General features: G+C 49.4%; 17 protein-coding genes and 1 pseudogene. 3 read left to right on the forward strand and 15 right to left on the reverse strand.

The genetic code is table 11. The features are described from left to right. Window positions 1-104: 104 nt before the first annotated feature. The 13 genes from TX85_RS23735 to TX85_RS23785 form a co-directional block, all read right to left on the reverse strand. A complete protein-coding gene (locus tag TX85_RS23735) occupies window positions 105-1,514 on the reverse strand; it encodes a hypothetical protein (protein WP_187375194.1) in 1,410 nt (469 codons plus the stop codon). Window positions 1,515-1,739: 225 nt separating this feature from the next. After that, window positions 1,740-2,144 (reverse strand): hypothetical protein, encoded by a 405-nt coding sequence (locus TX85_RS23740; RefSeq protein WP_044482392.1) that lies wholly within the window; start codon window positions 2,142-2,144, stop codon window positions 1,740-1,742. A 13-nt stretch (window positions 2,145-2,157) separates the two neighbouring features. Further along, window positions 2,158-2,955 (reverse strand): deaminase domain-containing protein, encoded by a 798-nt coding sequence (locus TX85_RS27120; protein WP_199558856.1) that lies wholly within the window; start codon window positions 2,953-2,955, stop codon window positions 2,158-2,160. Further along, a complete protein-coding gene (locus TX85_RS26935) occupies window positions 2,910-3,137 on the reverse strand; it encodes a hypothetical protein (protein ID WP_158297373.1) in 228 nt (75 codons plus the stop codon). Before TX85_RS26935 ends, TX85_RS27120 begins: the two co-directional genes overlap by 46 nt. Before the next feature lie 177 nt (window positions 3,138-3,314). Beyond that, entirely contained in the window at window positions 3,315-3,767 is a 453-nt protein-coding gene (locus TX85_RS25610; RefSeq protein WP_049895212.1) for an SUKH-3 domain-containing protein, read from the reverse strand. A 42-nt stretch (window positions 3,768-3,809) separates the two neighbouring features. Then, window positions 3,810-4,241: a hypothetical protein gene (locus tag TX85_RS27870; RefSeq protein ID WP_392391864.1), complete on the reverse strand. Its 432-nt coding sequence runs from the start codon at window positions 4,239-4,241 to the stop codon at window positions 3,810-3,812. 112 nt (window positions 4,242-4,353) lie between these two features. Beyond that, window positions 4,354-4,905, reverse strand: a complete 552-nt coding sequence (locus TX85_RS23760) for a GNAT family N-acetyltransferase (RefSeq protein WP_044482393.1) — start codon at window positions 4,903-4,905, stop codon at window positions 4,354-4,356. After that, the gene (locus TX85_RS27875; RefSeq protein ID WP_222860728.1) at window positions 4,886-5,026 is read right to left on the reverse strand and encodes a hypothetical protein; all 141 of its coding nucleotides are present in this window, start codon (window positions 5,024-5,026) and stop codon (window positions 4,886-4,888) included. Before TX85_RS27875 ends, TX85_RS23760 begins: the two co-directional genes overlap by 20 nt. 298 nt (window positions 5,027-5,324) lie before the next feature. Next, window positions 5,325-7,310: a hypothetical protein gene (locus tag TX85_RS23765; protein ID WP_044482394.1), complete on the reverse strand. Its 1,986-nt coding sequence runs from the start codon at window positions 7,308-7,310 to the stop codon at window positions 5,325-5,327. Window positions 7,311-7,339: 29 nt separating this feature from the next. Further along, window positions 7,340-8,059, reverse strand: coding sequence for a GntR family transcriptional regulator (locus TX85_RS23770; protein ID WP_071784252.1), 720 nt, complete (start codon window positions 8,057-8,059; stop codon window positions 7,340-7,342). 90 nt (window positions 8,060-8,149) lie between these two features. Next, on the reverse strand, window positions 8,150-9,016 hold the full coding sequence (locus TX85_RS23775; RefSeq protein WP_044482396.1) for a carbohydrate ABC transporter permease: 867 nt from the start codon (window positions 9,014-9,016) through the stop codon (window positions 8,150-8,152). A gap of 40 nt (window positions 9,017-9,056) precedes the next feature. Next, a complete protein-coding gene (locus TX85_RS23780; protein ID WP_044482397.1) occupies window positions 9,057-10,271 on the reverse strand; it encodes an extracellular solute-binding protein in 1,215 nt (404 codons plus the stop codon). Between the two features lie 13 nt (window positions 10,272-10,284). Further along, window positions 10,285-11,115, reverse strand: coding sequence for a carbohydrate ABC transporter permease (locus TX85_RS23785; RefSeq protein WP_233500849.1), 831 nt, complete (start codon window positions 11,113-11,115; stop codon window positions 10,285-10,287). Window positions 11,116-11,315: 200 nt separating this feature from the next. Between TX85_RS23785 and TX85_RS23790 the strand changes: the two genes are divergently transcribed. After that, window positions 11,316-13,022, forward strand: a complete 1,707-nt coding sequence (locus TX85_RS23790; RefSeq protein ID WP_044482399.1) for a DUF4127 family protein — start codon at window positions 11,316-11,318, stop codon at window positions 13,020-13,022. A gap of 429 nt (window positions 13,023-13,451) precedes the next feature. Here the strand turns inward: TX85_RS23790 and TX85_RS26140 are convergent. Next, a pseudogene (locus TX85_RS26140) lies at window positions 13,452-13,595 on the reverse strand (TetR-like C-terminal domain-containing protein); the annotation flags it as partial. Window positions 13,596-13,735: 140 nt separating this feature from the next. Between TX85_RS26140 and TX85_RS26145 the strand changes: the two are divergent. Together TX85_RS26145 and TX85_RS25615 are read left to right on the forward strand one after the other, a co-directional pair. Continuing rightward, window positions 13,736-13,861 (forward strand): helix-turn-helix domain-containing protein, encoded by a 126-nt coding sequence (locus TX85_RS26145; RefSeq protein WP_233500850.1) that lies wholly within the window; start codon window positions 13,736-13,738, stop codon window positions 13,859-13,861. A gap of 136 nt (window positions 13,862-13,997) precedes the next feature. Next, window positions 13,998-16,298, forward strand: coding sequence for a hypothetical protein (locus TX85_RS25615; RefSeq protein ID WP_049895214.1), 2,301 nt, complete (start codon window positions 13,998-14,000; stop codon window positions 16,296-16,298). A 164-nt stretch (window positions 16,299-16,462) separates the two neighbouring features. Here the strand turns inward: TX85_RS25615 and TX85_RS27880 are convergent. Beyond that, the coding region (locus TX85_RS27880; RefSeq protein WP_044482401.1) for a DUF2961 domain-containing protein at window positions 16,463-16,907 on the reverse strand (445 nt) is incomplete at its 5' end.

Consider the following 16,907-nt stretch of genomic DNA (forward strand, 5'->3'; position numbering starts at 1 on the left):
TTTCCACTAAAACCAATACTTATCCTTCCTGTCCTTCTATCGATTGCTACACTAACTGCACTACAATCTATCTTGTTCCCATTTGCTTTCCGCAAAGTACCATTTTAAATTTTCTTGTGAACTTTTGCCAAGCTCTTTTTGGTCAGTTCATCTGCCTCTTCAACTGTATATTTAAAAGTCTTTATTTGTTTTGGAGCTTCTATCTTCTTCCCAAACTTACTACCTACATCACTAAGCTTGTCAAGCGCTTTTTCGAAGCCCTCGTTTGCCTTCGCAACTCCATTTTTCAGCCATTTCGGAGTCACTTTATTACCGATTTTGCCCTCAAAGCCAGTGAACTTTTGACCTACCTTGCTGTCCAGCACGCCCAAGGTCAGCATCCCGATGCCCGCATCCTTGGCTACAGTACTCCAATTAATCTTCTCCCCACGGAGCACCTGATCCATAATGCTACTGAATGCGCCTTCTGCTCCAGCCATACCCACCTTGCGGCCAAACGCTGTTCCAATGGCGGCTCCGGGTCCGAAGATCGCACCGCTCGCTGCTCCGATGAAGCCATCCTTTAGCCCGGTCAACGCATAATCACTCATGTCGCTAACCTCGCCCCGGGCTATATCCGATACGGCCATCATCCCGACACCCATGGCGCCCCCAATCAACGCACCACTGGCTACCGCTCCGATTAGAATCGGACCTGCTCCCAGCGTCGCTACCGTCAGAGCTGCCACTGCAGCTACAGCCACGACTACCGCCAGGCCGACCAGCACATTCTTCGCCAGCTTGCCCCAGTTGAATGGCGGGTCCGGCTCTGGCTCTTCGCCAAGCTCTGGCTCATCGTCGAACGGCGGATAGCTCGTCCGGTCGCTACCGTCAGCCCACACCTTTTCGCCCAGCAGGTGGTACTCGCTCTCCACCACCAGCCCTGCTTCGCTCTCTCCGCGGTAGGCCAAGATCTGGCTTTCACTGCCCAGAATGATCTGCTGCGGTGTATAGAGCTCCAGCTCCAGCTCCGCGGTCATCGTCAGCTTGCCGGGACTGGTAATCTCAATCCCGGTCTCGTCGTTCAGACTGACGAGCATCGCACCCTCCGGGTCCTTTTGAAGATTCACATGGTTCGGTGCCAGCTTCAGCTCACTGCCATGCTCGGTCCCGAAGTATCGCGTATTTGTGTCGCTTGTCTTGGCAGATTCGCCACCATTTTTACGTACCGTCCCCACAATCAGCGCGCCCGAACCCGTTGCATCCGGGTAATACAGACTTGCCTTCGTTCCAACCTGTGGCAGACAGTACATCGCACTTCCCGTCGGCGGAGCGAATGGATACCAATGCGGCTTAGCCAAGCCATCATCCTTATCAATCTCCAGGCGCAGCTTGACCTCTTCTCCGCGGACTGCCAGCACCTCACCCTCCAACGAAATGCCCCGCAAGAGTGGATTGCGCAGCGTCTCTCGGCGGATTCCGTCTGGCCGGGCCAGCACGTAATGGAAGTGTAGCTCGCCCTGCTCCAGCTCCATTCGCAGCTCACGAATGACGAACGGCTGCTGCCGGAACTTGACCTGCTCTCCCAGCGCGTGATAATTTTGCTTCCGTTTCTCTACTCATCTTCTTGTTCGGTCATAGTTCTCAAAAAAAAGCTTATTCTCAACCACTTTTAGGTTGGAATAAGCTATTAAAATAAAACATATATTTCACCAGTTAATATCTGATTATCAAATTCACTCCTACCCTTAAGAGGGATATTAAAAATCCTCTCGTTTTAAGCTAAAAATATACTCGAGTCTACCTTTCCAAGTCTCATCAGTTTCCAAAATTTTGAAGTCCCTCTTTTCCATACGCTCTTTATATAAAATGATATCATTTTGAAGTTGCTCCACATCTTCTGCTTTAATGTAATCCTCGAAAACTAACTCATTTAAAAAAATGTTCAATTTTAGAACTACAAAGTCCGGGATTACATTGTTTTCCAAACTCTTTAGAGCTAAACATATAAAAAATGTCGTTTTACTAAATACCCCTTCGTTTAATAACCACCAATCTTCTTCTAAAATTCTAGCAGAAGCTTGGGCAGCAGTATAATTATTGTTTTCGACATACTCCTCAAAACCGAATTCCACTGAATCTTTAATCTCTTCATAAGTACTCATGACACACATCCCTTTATCTCATAATATTAGTGTATACATTTAATTTAATATTAGGAAATTCCCGTCTAAATTCTAATATTATATTTGTGCAACTTTGACATACATCAAAATTTGAATACAAATCAATTTCACCTACAATATTTCGATTTTCCAATCTTGCAGCTATGTCTTCTAGGATTTTAGCTTCAGTATCATGATAACGCGAAAAACCATCATCTACATACGTTGTAAGTTTCCTCGTTTCAGCTAGAGAAGTAAAGTCATCCAGTTCTGCAAGCAAATCTTTCGAAGAATCAATTTGACTATGAGCAATATAACTTTTCTTTATCCCCGCAACATTAACATCTGCAACAGCAATATTGCCTTTTTCTAAAGGTCTAAGTTTTTGCTCTAATTTCTTTCTTGCACTGCTTGAAAGATTTTTGAAATCTTCAGAATTCCTTATTTTTTGTACTTGTTGTTTTATTTTATCTCTAGTCTCTTGTGTCCTTTTGTAAAGTTTATCCATTTTCCTTTTTTTGAAATAATCTTTTGCTTTATTTCTGAATTTCTCCGCTGTCTGTTTCATCCTCTTCCCAAACTCACTACCGGTATCACTAAGCTGTTGTACTTTCTTCTCGAAAGTGACGTTCGCCTTCTTAACTCCATTTTTCAGCCATTTCGGAGTCACTTTATTACCGACTTTCCCCACAAAGCCAGTGAACTTTTGACCAACCTTACTGTCCAGCACGCCCAAGGTGAGCATGCCAATGCCAGCATCCTTGGCTACAGTACTCCAATTAATCTTCTTTCCGCGTAGCACCTGATCCATAATGCTACTGAACGCGCCTTCTGCTCCGGCCATGCCGACTTTTCGGCCAAACGCAGTTCCAATCGCGGCTCCGGGTCCAAAGATTGCACCACTTGCTGCTCCAATGAATCCTTTAGCCCGGTCAACGCATAGTCGCTCATATCGCTAACCTCGCCCCGGACTATATCCGATACGGCCATCATCCATCAGAAAGGGCCCGCTCCGAGCGTCGCGACGGTCAGAGCCGCTACAGCAGAACTGCTACGAATTCTAAAGTAAAAAAACCCATCCGAAACTCGTACACAAGTTGGATAAGCTTTCGTAAACTTACTTATTTAATGTTTTTAAACTCTTTTAATTTACTGATTAAAACAATATTATTACTCATCTTCAATAGTAACAACCTCAAACTCCTCACCGCTAATCAGGTTAAGTACGGACTGACAAAAGTTATCACCTAACCGAATAAGAAAATCATCGTTCCCACCATAGAAAGCACCTGTAGATGAAATGTACCAAGTCATGTCCATAAGTGAAACTTCTCCTATTATGACAAAAGACTCTTTGCAATGATTTTCATATCGTTTTGACAATTCCCTAAGAATAGATTTTCCCGCATTAATAGGATCAATAGTTAAATGTAGATAACTCCCTAGTCTTTTAGGGTTTTCAAATTGAATTGTTAAACCACCATACTCTGTTAAAAAATCTGCCGCTCTTTCAAAAACAAAATACTCTTCTTCATTCAGAAATTCAACATATCCACTTATATCTACATTTCTTCCCTCAAACCAGCCTGCATTTTGAAGTATCTCTCGAATTTTTCTTTCCAACACTCCCCACTCCTTGTCGTCACTTAATAATTCCTATAAACACTATCCGTAATACTTAATACATCTTTCTTGGAAAGGGATTCTATCATCGAACAACAATTCTTCTTGCAATAGTTTTTTAATATCATCTAATTTTGCAATGAAAAGTACAAAATAATCGCCCGAATTGGGATATGAAAATAGTCCATAACCCTTTGGTAGTAACACTTTATTTACTTCCATGATCTTTTCAGGCAAATACTCATAATTAAACACTTCTAATTTCTCGAGTTCTTCTTGTGTTGCTAATTCAATTTGATGGGAAAATTCATAATCCAGAATAAACGGGCCGATGCGGATGTGGAGCAGGGAATACTGACTTACCATAGCGAGCTCGCCATCTATCAGGCGATGGGCAACAGCCCTAAGGGATTCGTGAAGCACATCTCCCGCTGGGCCTTCGGCTATGCCGATCAGGTGGAGCAGGACTATCAGCTATTCTGTGAATGGGCAGAGAGCCTGTAGACGACTTCTGATACTGATAGCCATGTTTGCGTCCAGCCTTTAGCGACGGATATTAAAATCGCCCAGAACCGAGCAGCTATCTTTATTCATTCTTGGAGAGGGCAATCCATTCTCGGTATAATAATCCCATATAGATTCGATCGATCTTCACTCCATCCCTTAGGATGCCTTCTCGCATTCGGCCTTCCACTGTGAAGCCACATTTCTCGTATGCGCGAATCGCAGCAGTATTATTGTCGTTAACGTCCAGCCCCACCCGATTCAGATTTAATTCGTGAAAGGCATACCGTAACAGGAGCCGTATGGCTTCAGTGCCGTATCCCTTACTGCGATACTCTTTCTCACCGATTCCTATTGCAAGATGTGCCGCCCGGTTGTTCCACTCGATTCCATTCAGTGCAGCAAAGCCAATTAACTTATGATTATCTATCTGCCTAATGCCAAATTCCATTTGTGTAAGATCCGAAATCGTGGCTTGAATATCCGATTTATACCCTTCAGCGCTACGTGGACGAGCATAATCCGTATCCAGGTTGCGAAGATACTCAGAGTCGTTGCTCCAGTCTGCGTAAATCTCCGCATCTTGTTCCGTTAATGCTGTTAACTTAACCCTATTACCTTGGAATAGGTTCACTTGACCAACACTCCGCCAATGCTTGCTTAAGCTGTTCCTTATCAAATAGAGAATTGTCGATAATCATCTTGTTGATCTGCAAGCAGCTCAAAATTTCTTTTTCCAATGTTGCTCTGCCCAATGTAATTTCCTCCGTTCATCATTTAAGGATAGCAGACTAAGCGTAAAAGTGAAGAGATGCGGTTTTTTCCTCCATTAAAAAACGGATACCGTCAGGTATCCGCAGAATAGTGGTCGTGGTCGTCACCATGGCTGTCTGCATACCCTGTAAGTGAATTTTGAATACATGCCTAACAAAACGGTGTTAACGCCGCTTCATTAAAAACATGCTCTCCCATCATTCATCCCTGCAGGGCAATCAACATTAGGCCAGGCTCCTTCATAGGCATCTCTACAGCTAGAATAGCACCCGTCTCAGGTTAGGGCATATGAATTTTGCCGCTGTTATACCACAGCGCATCATTCGTTCCTGCCTTATGAAGATCGATCAATGTGTTGCTTGATGCTTGATAATCTACGCTTGGCTTGGAGGAGCTTCCAGAATCCCAAATATAATTGTGAACCCATTCGATCGCATTTCCCCGAATTTCGCCAATGTTGTACCAAATCAAGCCGGTGTTCTCACTGGTATGCAGCTCAATGACCTTATCATTGCCTATGAACGCAACCGTCGGGTCATGGCCATTTTGCCCTTGCATATCTCCCGTCGTCCCCCAGGTTATGGGGCCATTGCCATTCCAGGCACCCAGTGTGTAATTCAGCCGTCCGTTATTTTGATACGCCACGATAAGCTGACCGTTCTGGAAAGCAACATCCGGTCTTTCCGCACTCTGATCATGGATCGAGCCGGCTTGATTCCACTCGATTTGGTAGTTGCCCGAGTGGATCACTCCCGCTTGATATTGCAGCTTGCCTCCGTTCAAATAAACAAGCACGATACGATCACCGTCAATGGCCACGTGTGGCCAGGAGCCTTCGGTGTGCTGACCTCCTATAGCAATTCGCTCATTGGTCATCCATGTCATCGTCGAGTCCGCTTCGAGTCGTCCGAGATTAGCCCATAGGCCGGAGCCAGTCCCATCCGTTTGATTCACTTGCACCACGATAGTCTGGCCGTTAATGTCAGTTACATCACTATGCGGCTGAATACCGTTCTTGTTAATGCCGTTTGGATCAATCCGCTTGTTCGTCAACCACTGGATATATCCATCATCCTGAATACTGCCGACAGAGTACCACAGGTTGTTGTTCAGCAGCCCCTCCGCCTTGTGCACCTCAACCACGCGATTGTCGCTCGTTAAGGACACGGAGACATCAGTGCCGCTTTGCGTGCCTCCTGCCTTTTCAACCCTATGATTATAATCTCTTAGAGGGACAAGGAAGCGGTCGAATACTTTGGTTATCGCTTCATAGGAATCTGTAGATACGAAGTGACGGGTACCCAGCTTATCATTCATATAAGCAAACTGGGTCCAGCGCTGTGCGGCATCGCCATCGCCACCCGGGAACTTATAGTGCCAAGCCCCCTCGTTGCCATTCAGACTGTAGAAGCGGAGTGTATATCCTTTGTCCGTCGCCATCCGCAGCATCTCCTCCAGACGTTCCTCCTCATCCTGAGACCAGTTCCCTGGAGTTAGCAGGTCGAAGCCGCTCTCAATATGCTTCCAGTGAATTGCGTAGAAGCGATGATAGATATCCGCATCATTTGGAAAATAATCAGCAGGATTCCCCCGCCGCCCGTCCGTCAAACTGTACACCTCGTCCTTGAAGGCCAGCAGTTTACCAGTCGTGCCGGAGATATAATCAAAATAAGCACTCTTCAAACCCTCAGAGCCGGAAAGGCAAACGGTGATAGCACGTTCGGTAAAACTGCCCGCATCCCCAACATTCCCGGAGGTCATCAGCGCGTCATAATGCTCCAGTATCGCTTGCAGCGAGCGGGCAATTTGCGCATAATCAGGATTGTTAGCTGACTTCATATCCAGATTGATGACGATACTCTGCCCATCGCCATGTACGCTTCCGCCATTACGCTCAATCTGGGCTGCAACCTCTTCGAAATATTGATAAAGATTTCGGGTGTTCGGCTGTGCAGCAGCATCATGCTTGACGTACAGCTTGACCTGGCCTTGCAAATAGTCGGGATATTGCGGACCGGAGTAAGTACTGTGGCCAGAGTCGACCATGATATCAAGTTCTACATTGTAGAAGCGGGTATCCAGCGCTCGAAGAAACTTGCGGTCCGGATCTTGTTCATCATAAGTATCATGAAATGCCTTATACGAGTTGGAGTTGATCGAAAGGGGGGCTTCCGCCATAACGCCGGCCGAAATCGGAGACCATAAGAGAGCTACCCCCATGACCGCCGTTAATGCCGCCCTTCCCCAAATTAGCTGCTTGCTCATGATAACCACTCCTTCGGATTAAAAGGTTGTCATTTCCGTTCCCTGCGAATCCAGAAATTGAAAATATCATTTCTCAAATAGTCAAATGAATACAACACTTCCCGGTTCCGCTCGTCATAGTGCAATTGCTTCATTAAAATAACGGGGGTGTCCACTTCCTCATCCATCTGCAACCGTCTGACATACTTGTCCTGCTTGAGAGGTACCAGCAACTCCGTATCGGCTCTGGCAATGTGAATCTTGCAGTTCTCCTCCAGAAATCCAAATAAGGATCCGGAAAAATCCATACGCTCAAAGGCGTCTTCCACCAGTTCCTTCGGCATAATGTTAATGGAGTAAGCGACCGCCTCTCCATCGGCATAACGAACCCGCTCCAGCTTCACTACACTGGAATCCTCCGCAATATTCAAAGCATCGGCCCATTCTTTTTTGCACACCACCTCCCCGATCATTTCTTTTGTATCCGCCTCGGTCAGCCCGGCTAGCTTAATCATCGTACCCGTGCTCTGAAGGACCTCCAGACGGCTTGGAATGACGGGCAGGGGCTTAATGACAAAGGTCCCAATGCCATGCTTCACCAACAGCTTGCCCTCCTGCTCCAGCAGCTTGATGGCGGCGCGCAGCGTTTCTCGACTTACATTGAAATACTTCGCCAATTCGTATTCAGAGGGCAGTCTTTGCCCTACTTTCCATAACCGGTTGTCGATCATTTTCTCGATCTCTTGTTTGATGTGTTGGTAGCCAATCAATAGGTTCGTCCCCGATTCCTTCAAATTTCCTTGGGTTCCAATAGTTCTCTCTGTAAAGCTTCCAAGAGCTTTGGATATTTGTACTCCTTGTTACTGGCTTCCCCGAATGGAACGCAGGATATAAGCGATGGAGAAGGCCAGCACGAGCAGCACCATAATGATGGAAGCCGCAGCGCTATATCCAAACTGCAAATTGTACACCCCATGCCGGTAAATATATTGCGTAACTGTCGTGGTCGAGTTGGCAGGCCCTCCGCCTGTCAAAATGTTGACTTTGTCGAACAACCGAAAGGTATCAATCGTTCGCAGCAGTACGACAAGCAGCAAGCCCGGCCATAAGTGGGGCAATGTAATATGAGCGAATACCTTCCACCCGCCTGCTCCATCCACCCTTGCCGCCTCATATTGCGACCTGGGGATGGCTTGCAATGCAGCATATAGCAGCAAGAACGCAAACGGAGTCCATTGCCAAATATCGATGAGCAAAATCGCATGAAAGGCCAGCCTAATATCCATCAGGAAATTAAAGGGACCCATGCCGAAAATCGACAGCAAGTGGTTAATGATTCCGTTATGATTGCTGAGCATCATTTGCCACACCAGCGCCACCGTAACCGGCGGCAGCAAGGACGGCAATAGCAATGTCACTCGCAGCAGCCGCAGGCCTCGCTTCATGCTCTCCACAAGCAGCGCAATGCCAAGCCCCAGAGCCGTTTCAATCGAAACGGCCAGGAGCATAAATTTCACTGTATTCCAGACGGCCCGCTGGAACAGGTCATCGTTCAAAACCTTCATATAATTGCTTAAGCCAACAAACTGCTTGGACTCCGCGGCCAGGTAATAATAATCGGTAAAGCTGTTCGCCATCGTATAGATGAAGGGAAACACGGTCAAACCGATCAAGAGCACGATGACGGGAGCCAGCATCGCTGCTTGAAACCGCCGCTTACTAGCCAAAGGTACACCGCTCCTTTATATCCATCGAAATCTTCGCTCCTTATTGCATAACCTGGTCCATCGCTTGATTGGCTGCCGCTAAAGCATCCTCAACCGATTTGGTTCCAGCGATAGCCGCCGACAATTCGGCTCCAAGCGCTTCTTCTGCCAAAGACCATTTTGGTGTTCTGGGCCGGGCTTGCGAATTTTGCAGAGCTTCAAGCTGAACCGGGAAATGCTTATACTTGGCCGCAAGCTCACTATCCAGATAAACGCTCTTGCGAGTAGGGACACCGCCATGCTCTACCATAGTCTTCTGACTTTCCGCGCTGGTAATAAAGGTGAGGAACTGGGCAGCAAGCTCTGGATTCTGGGAATTAGCTGCCACACCCATCATCCAGTTCCCGATCATCCCGGTGGACATCGATTCTCCACTAGTGGTTGCTTTGGATGGAATGGGCGCATAGTCCGCTTGGGCCGTCTCTCCAGAGATGAACCACGAAGGCCAGCCTAGTGCCATCGCCCCGCGTCCTTCCGCTAAGGAGCTGACGATGTCCGTCGTCTCGTAATTCTCGCCCGCAGCCAGCAGACGGATATAAGTATTCAGCGCATCACGCCCTGCCTCGGAATTCACTTGCGCTTTCCAGTTCTCGTCAAAGACTTGTCCGCCGTAAGCCCAGAAGATAGGCAGGAAATCGGAAACGATCGGGTTGCCCTGTTGGCCGCGAATAACGTAACCTGCGACACCATCTGCCGCATGGGCTTCCTCAGCCATATTCAGCACTTCCTCCCAGCTTCCTGGCACGTTATAGCCGTGCTTGTCGAACAGTTCCTTGTTATAGAAGAACAATTGAACATTGCCCGCAAACGGCAGGGCATACAGTTCCCCGGTGTCGTAAGGATGTTTGCCAAGAGCCAGTGAGGATTCCTCAAAATCGGCATCCGCCTCTACATCCAGCTCAGACAGATTGGCGAATAGACCAGCTTCACTGAATTCAGGCATCCACGGATCATCAGCCATAATCAGGTCGTAAGCGCCCTTCTTGTTTTTGGCGTCCAGAGATACCTTTTGCTTCAGGTCCGCTGCTTCCAGTCCAACAATTTCAACGGTGACGTTATGCTCCTGTTCAAACGCTCCCTTCACCGCTTCCATCGCCGTGACATGCGAACCGCCCCTTGCTGCGATCACCAGCTTGTCCGATCCGCCAGACTGACATCCGGCGAGCAGACCAACCGCCATAACGGCACTAAGCACGATTCCTAAACTTTTCTTCATTTCTCTCATCCTCCTATTCTTTAATCGCACCGGCCGTAAGGCCGCTCATTAAATGCTTCTGCATAAATACCGCTGTCAAAATCACCGGCACCATGGATACAATTCCACCGCTCGCAACTTTTCCCCACTCCGTCAGTTCCTGTTCACTGTTCAAGGTGGCTAACTTGAGCGGAATGGTGAAGTCACCCGGACTTTGAATGAAAATAACGCTGTACAAATACTCATTCCATGAATCCATAAACGATAGAATGGTCACTGCGGCAATCCCCGGCAATACCAGGGGCAATACCACCTTATAGAACACAAGAAAATCGGAAGCTCCGTCAATCCTGGCACTTTCTTCAATCTCCTCCGGCACGGTATAAAAGAAGGTCACCATAAACCAGATGACAAAGGGTAGATTTACCAGCACATGCGCCAGGATGACCGGAATCTTCGTATTCAGCAATCCGGCATCATTCATGAGTATGTAAAGCGGGAGCGCGAAGGCGATAGGTGGAAGCACCCGGACTAGCAAAATCCAAATGAGCAGCGTTCGCTTGAACGGGACCCGAAAGGCTTTTCTCCCCAGTACATAGGCGCTCGATAGCCCAAAGGCCAGCACAATGAGCAAGGACACCGCCGTCACTATAAAGCTATTGATAAATGGAATGAAGTAATGATCCTCTGCAAAAATGTTGATGAAGTGCTCCAAAGTGATGGATTTCGGCCAAAGCGTGACGTCAGTGAGTACATCCGCCGACCGCTGCGTCGCCATAACGAGCATCCAATAGATCGGGAACAATGTCACCGTTAATACCAGAGCCAGCAAACCATATTTGGGCATTGCCCTTAGCCTGTTCAAGTGTTCAAATAACCTCCTCCCTTTAATGGTCTAGACGTCTATACCTTTCACTATATGGGCCGTTTGTTATCGGGATATTAGTGCTGTTTTAAGCGGGGATGAAATAAATTTGGAGAGCAGGTTGTTTTTAAGTGGGTAAAAACATCTTTATAAGTGAAGGCCTTCATCAGGGCCAACCAACTTGAAAGGAGAAACAGCACATGAAAAACGTATTGTATGTCCCTCTGGATGATCGTCCCGTCAATTTGGATGATGTTGTCAGACAAGGCTGCTCGGCCGGTTTGAACTTGATTACCCCAAGTAGCGCAGACCTCCGAAATGGCCTGGACACCGTGGCTATCACCTCAGGCTCCGAAATTCTTGGCACCCGCAAACCGATCTATGGGAGCACGGCAAACCTTCGGCAGTTCATTCTAGACCGTGCGGCATCGGTGGATGGATTTATTATCTCTACGGATATGCTGGCTTACGGGGGCCTCATCGGCAGTAGACGCCTGCGTGAATGCGATAGCGGTGTTTATCCAGACTATGATCGATCGGTAACCCGTCTGCTCGATGTGATTCGACGGATTAAGCAGCGATACCCAAGCAAGCCTGTGTATGTTCTCGATACCATCCTGAGACTGGCTACCACGACTTATGTGGAAGGGTTGACTTATGACGCATATGTGGAATCCCGTGAGTTGATGGGGCTGCCGCGCCGCTCATGCACCCGCTTTGACGATATTCTGTCAGACTACAACATTTCAGACACGGGTGAGCCTTACGGAAGCACAACCCATTTTGATAAAGAGGCGTATTACAACACCCGGCGGCATAAGTTCAAAACCAATCATTACATTCTCGATCAGTTAACCCGTCCAGGGTTTATCGATTTTCTCGCTATTGGTGTGGACGATGCCAACACGCAGGGGGTACAAATCAACGAAATCCGCTTCGTGGAACAATTTATTGATCATGCGCTGGATGGACGGGACGGACAAAATCCGGACCGGGCTGTCATTCTGCCGGATGCGGATGGATTAGGCCACTCTCTCGTCGCCCGAATGGCGAATCAATTGTATCGAAATGGAAGAAAGCAACGATTCTCGGTTCAATATTACGGTCCGGACGGCTCCACAATCATCAACCCATATGAATACATGAGTGTACATGATAACCTGCTTCGCCACATCGATATGGTCGGTGGCAGGCACGTGACCGAAGCACCGGACATCGAGATTATCGCCATTACGGGCGCTGATGAAGCAAGCAACGCTGTTCACCGAATACAAACCAACGGCGATAACTCGCAGGCCACGCTTGCCATTGATTTTGTGGGACAAGGGGCGGCGAATGCCGCCGTGACTGATGCTCTGCTGGAGCAACCTGTGACCGGGCGGCTTCTGGGCTATAGCGGCTGGAACACCGCGGGTAACAAGATTGGTATCGCCTTGGGCATGGCTCAAGCGAGATATGCCTTCCTCATTTCGGAGACTGAGGAATTTGCTTTGGAGAAGGCACTTCAGGCCCACGGCTCCTTATTGTTCAAGCGCTTCTTGAAGGATTACAATTATAAGGCGGTGACGATCGCCGAGATCAGAGCGTATTCCAGAAGCCATGCCCGGTACAGCAACGTGCCTCAGAATTTTACGGACCAGCATATGCTGCTCTTTAATTCACCGGAGGATTACAGTCATTTGCTTACGATGCTGCGAGAGCAGATGCAAGCTCATACTACGGCTCTGGCGAGCAGGAAGGCCTTCGTCGGGATCGACAGTACCTCGGCAGCGGCTAACGTGAAGCAAATTCAGGGCTCAACCTGGACCCTGGCCGCCTATACGGGTGCAGACTTAGAACTGAATGATCCGAATTTCAAATGGGGCCGGGCGTTTGAGATTACGTTACAGCCGAGCGTGATGTTCTGAATATTTTTATTTAGTAAGTAGCTGGTCTTACGGACATTATGTCTCCTTACGGTCTGCCTTTGGATGAGCCAGAATTGTAACGGACATTTTGGCTGCTTAGAGAGTAGAATCGAGTGAACCAGAGTCGTTTGAGCGTCCTAAGCGCCCGAAATGTCCGTTAACCCTTCGAATCATGAGAACAAGTCCGCTAAGAGGCTAGAATGTCCGTTAGGGAGTTTAAAATATCCGACCAGTGATTTTAGGGAAGAGAAACAACTACAGCAAAACGGATCATGACGCTGCCTTTATGCGAATAAAAGAAGACCACATGCCAAACGGTCAACTAAAGCCAGGCTATACTGTCCAGATCGGCACTGGGATCAATTCACCTATTTTGTTGCTGTGGGTGTTCCAAAGTTTTCTTTTGGGACACCCTCACTTCTAATGAGTTTATAAGCCCATGATTTTATCATTGAGAAATCGGACATGTATTCCTGCGAGAAAAGTATCCAGCATTTCCTTGAAGCTCTTCTCCCGATCTACAGGAAGGCCAAACCCACCTCGATGCTCTAGAGAAGCAAAGCCATGCAGAAGCAGGTAGGAACGATCTTCTGTTCTCCTTTCACAAACCACGTGCGGGAGAGCGCTTGATAATCCCGAATCATGGACTCATCGATGAACAGAATACTCACACGCAATATCACCAATTCATCCGGATTCAACGCGCAAAGCACTTGATCCAGTTTACGGATGATTCCATTGACGCCATCGCCGAGAAAATGGGTTATCCGAACATCCACGCCTTTAGCCGGGCGTTCAAAACGGTGGACGGGATTCCCCCTTCTTTTTATAGGAACTAGAAAACGCCATTTATGAAAGCGCTATACAAAATCCCATTTTCCAAAAACTCTCCTATATCTTTCGGCGCTCCGCCTCCCGAATAATGAAGGAAAGCGCCGCAGGCTGCTTAATTAACCAGCAAAGGAGAATGACTGAATGACGTTATCCTTCAAAACCATCCGCGAGGCATTGGCGTTGCCTAAAAGCCGTTTCTTTGGCGTCGTCTACGAGAACGGACGGTATGCTGCTAACGACGAGGCGAGTTTCTTCGGGCGCAAGCTGCCCGACCCTGAACTGACCTTCGACATCTCCAATAACAAAACACTCGTCAACGTGAACATGAATGGATCGATCAAATATGTTACCGTTTATAACGGCCAATATGCCAGCGACAACATTCCCGGCGTCTGGATGTGCAAAGACTTCCGCAAAACGGGGCCGTACGCTTTTGGGTTGAAGCTTGGCGAGCAGAGTATTGACATGGGTCAGGACGATCATCCCTACACTACCTCCCTGCTGGATAATTTATTCCCTATGACCGAGTTCCAGTTTGGGGACGTTCAGGCAACGTTGCTCATCTACGCTCCGGTCTCCGCCGATGGTGCGGTGCGCCTGCGGGGAACGGTATACGGTCTGCATCTCGAGAACCGGTCCGGGCAAGAGATCCATGGCAAGGCGAGGCTTCCGCGCCCGGATACCGAGGCGGATCGATTATTCTCCGGACCCGACGTCTGCATTTATCCCGTGGAAAGAGAAGATTGGTATGCAGCAAGCGGAGCGGTTTCCTTCCGCCTGGCTCCGGGGCAAGACGCCTGGATACCGGTAGTCATCTGCCCGCCTGGGGATGAGACGCCTCGGCTCGTCAATGAAAAGGGCACGCTCTATTGGCTTAACGAAACATGGGCTTATTACCGCAGCCTGCTCGGGAGGCTTGAAATGAAAAATGATCCGTTCGCGGCGGAATTCTATGAACGGGCGATGCTGCAGTCCCTAGGTTCCATCGCCATGGATCGCCAAGGCGCTGTCGTCGGGTCGAACTGGGGGACGTATCCGACGACGGAGTTCACCTGGAATAAAGACATGTACTATTCCCTTCTCCCCTTCCACACAGCCGAACCGGAGCTGTTCAAGCAAGGCATGTTATGGTTTCTGGAGCACGGGGTGCGGCCAGCCGGCAATCGCTACCCGGGTGGGATTTCCCATTCGCTCAGCAACTCCCTGTCTTCCGTCGTGATGGCCGGATTGTACTACCGAAGCACAGGGGATAAGCGGTTTTTTCTTGAGCGGCCGGATATCGATCTAAGCATCCGCAAGCTGCTCGAGGACACGCTGCGGACGCGCAGGCCTGACGGCCCATGGCTCTTCCCCTCGGATTGGCTGTCCGACGCGTATTCGCTCGGCGATTACCACACGGGCTCCAACGTCGTGGCCTGGGCCGCTTTTCACCATTACGCCCGCATCGTCCGCGAGGTGTTCGGGGATACAGAAACCGCCGAACGTTATCGGACCATCGCCGCAAGGATTAAGGAGGATTTGCAGCGGCACAATACAGTGGAGGGGCCGTTTGGCCTTCAGTATACGGAAGGAACAAGCGCCGGAGGCGATGCGCTCAAAGACGATGCAAGCAAGTACAAGGGGACATACGATGATTTCGGCATGCAGTTCATCGGCCGCCTGACGAAAGACGGCGCGGTCGATTTGTTCCACCATGATGGAGAGGAATCCGATACGATTCTCATGCCGTTGTACGGATACGCCGCTTATGACGACCCGGCTTACCGGCACTATATGCAATTCTCGCTTAGCCCCGCGAATCCGACCTATAATCAGGAATCCAGAGGCATTCAATGGGGGGACCATGCCGCCTGCACATTCCCCGGTTATATGAGCGGAATGGGCATGCTGACGGATTTCGCTTCCATGTCCGGAATGGATGGCTATTTGACGGAAATCCGCAAGCTGACCGACGCCGACGGCTCGCTTTGGTGGTGGCCTTACCTTAACGCCGCGCGGTACGGCGATGTAGTCCGGCACCACAATTGCGGCAAATGCGGCTGGGCGACAGGGGTTTTTGCCGGCCTGTTTGCCGCGCGGATCCTGGGAATCGCCTATGATGCTCCCGCACGCCGGCTGTCCTTCCGCCCATTGCGCGCCGCCGGTTCCTTCGCCTGGGAAGATGTCCGGCTTGGCAGCGGCGTGTTCAACCTTTCTTTCCGCCAAGAAGGGCACGTTGCCGAAGCGGTTGCGGCCAATTTCGGCGCCAAAGCGGTGACCGTGCTGGTGGAGCTTCCTTGCGAACAAGCGGCCAGCGCCCGTACATTCGTAAACGGCAACCCCCCCGGCGGCCGCGTGGACAACGGTTATTACAACGGCTGTAACACCGTCATCTTTCAAGAAACGCTGCTGCCCGGAGAGCACAAATCCTTTATCGTTACTTTCTACTCTCCCAGCGAATAGAGGCGAGGCAAGGGGGGGGGCGGAAGGTAAACCCTTTCTTTGCGGCGTCGGGCGCGCAACCCAAAAAACAGAGGCAAGCCGGAATTTCCCGAGCGTGCCTCTGTTTTTATCCGTGCGCGGACTTCTAACGCTTGCAGCAGACGTTATTAGCCCCCGCCGTTCCGCTAGAACGTCCGGTAGAACCATCTTGCGCTGTCCTTCTCCGGTATCGGCAAGCGCTGGGAGACAGGGAGCATCTGCGGGAACGCCTTGTGCGGCTCGCGCTGATACCAGTAAGCGACCGACGAGTAGTCGTTCGATTGGGCGTTCCCATGCCCGTGCTCGATGCTGAAACGCAGCGACTTGCGGAAAATGATCGGGTCGACAATATGGAAGCGGTATTGCGTCATTTTGCCGGAATAGTCGTTAAACGAAATCGTGTTGCTCTCTTTCCACGCATCGCCGTTTTCCCGGATCGGCGCATACAGCGACAAGCCATGGTACGGAGCATCATATTTTCCGGCGGGATAGCCCCAGGCGGCGCAGAAATAATCCTCCGTCCCTGTCCCGTGCAAGCGAGGCGGCCACGGTTCGCCGTCGATGAAGAACATGTCGTCCCCTTCCCCCGGC

Origin of the sequence: Paenibacillus antibioticophila (assembly GCF_000455265.1) — a bacterium.
GTDB classification, from domain to species: domain Bacteria; phylum Bacillota; class Bacilli; order Paenibacillales; family Paenibacillaceae; genus Fontibacillus; species Fontibacillus antibioticophila.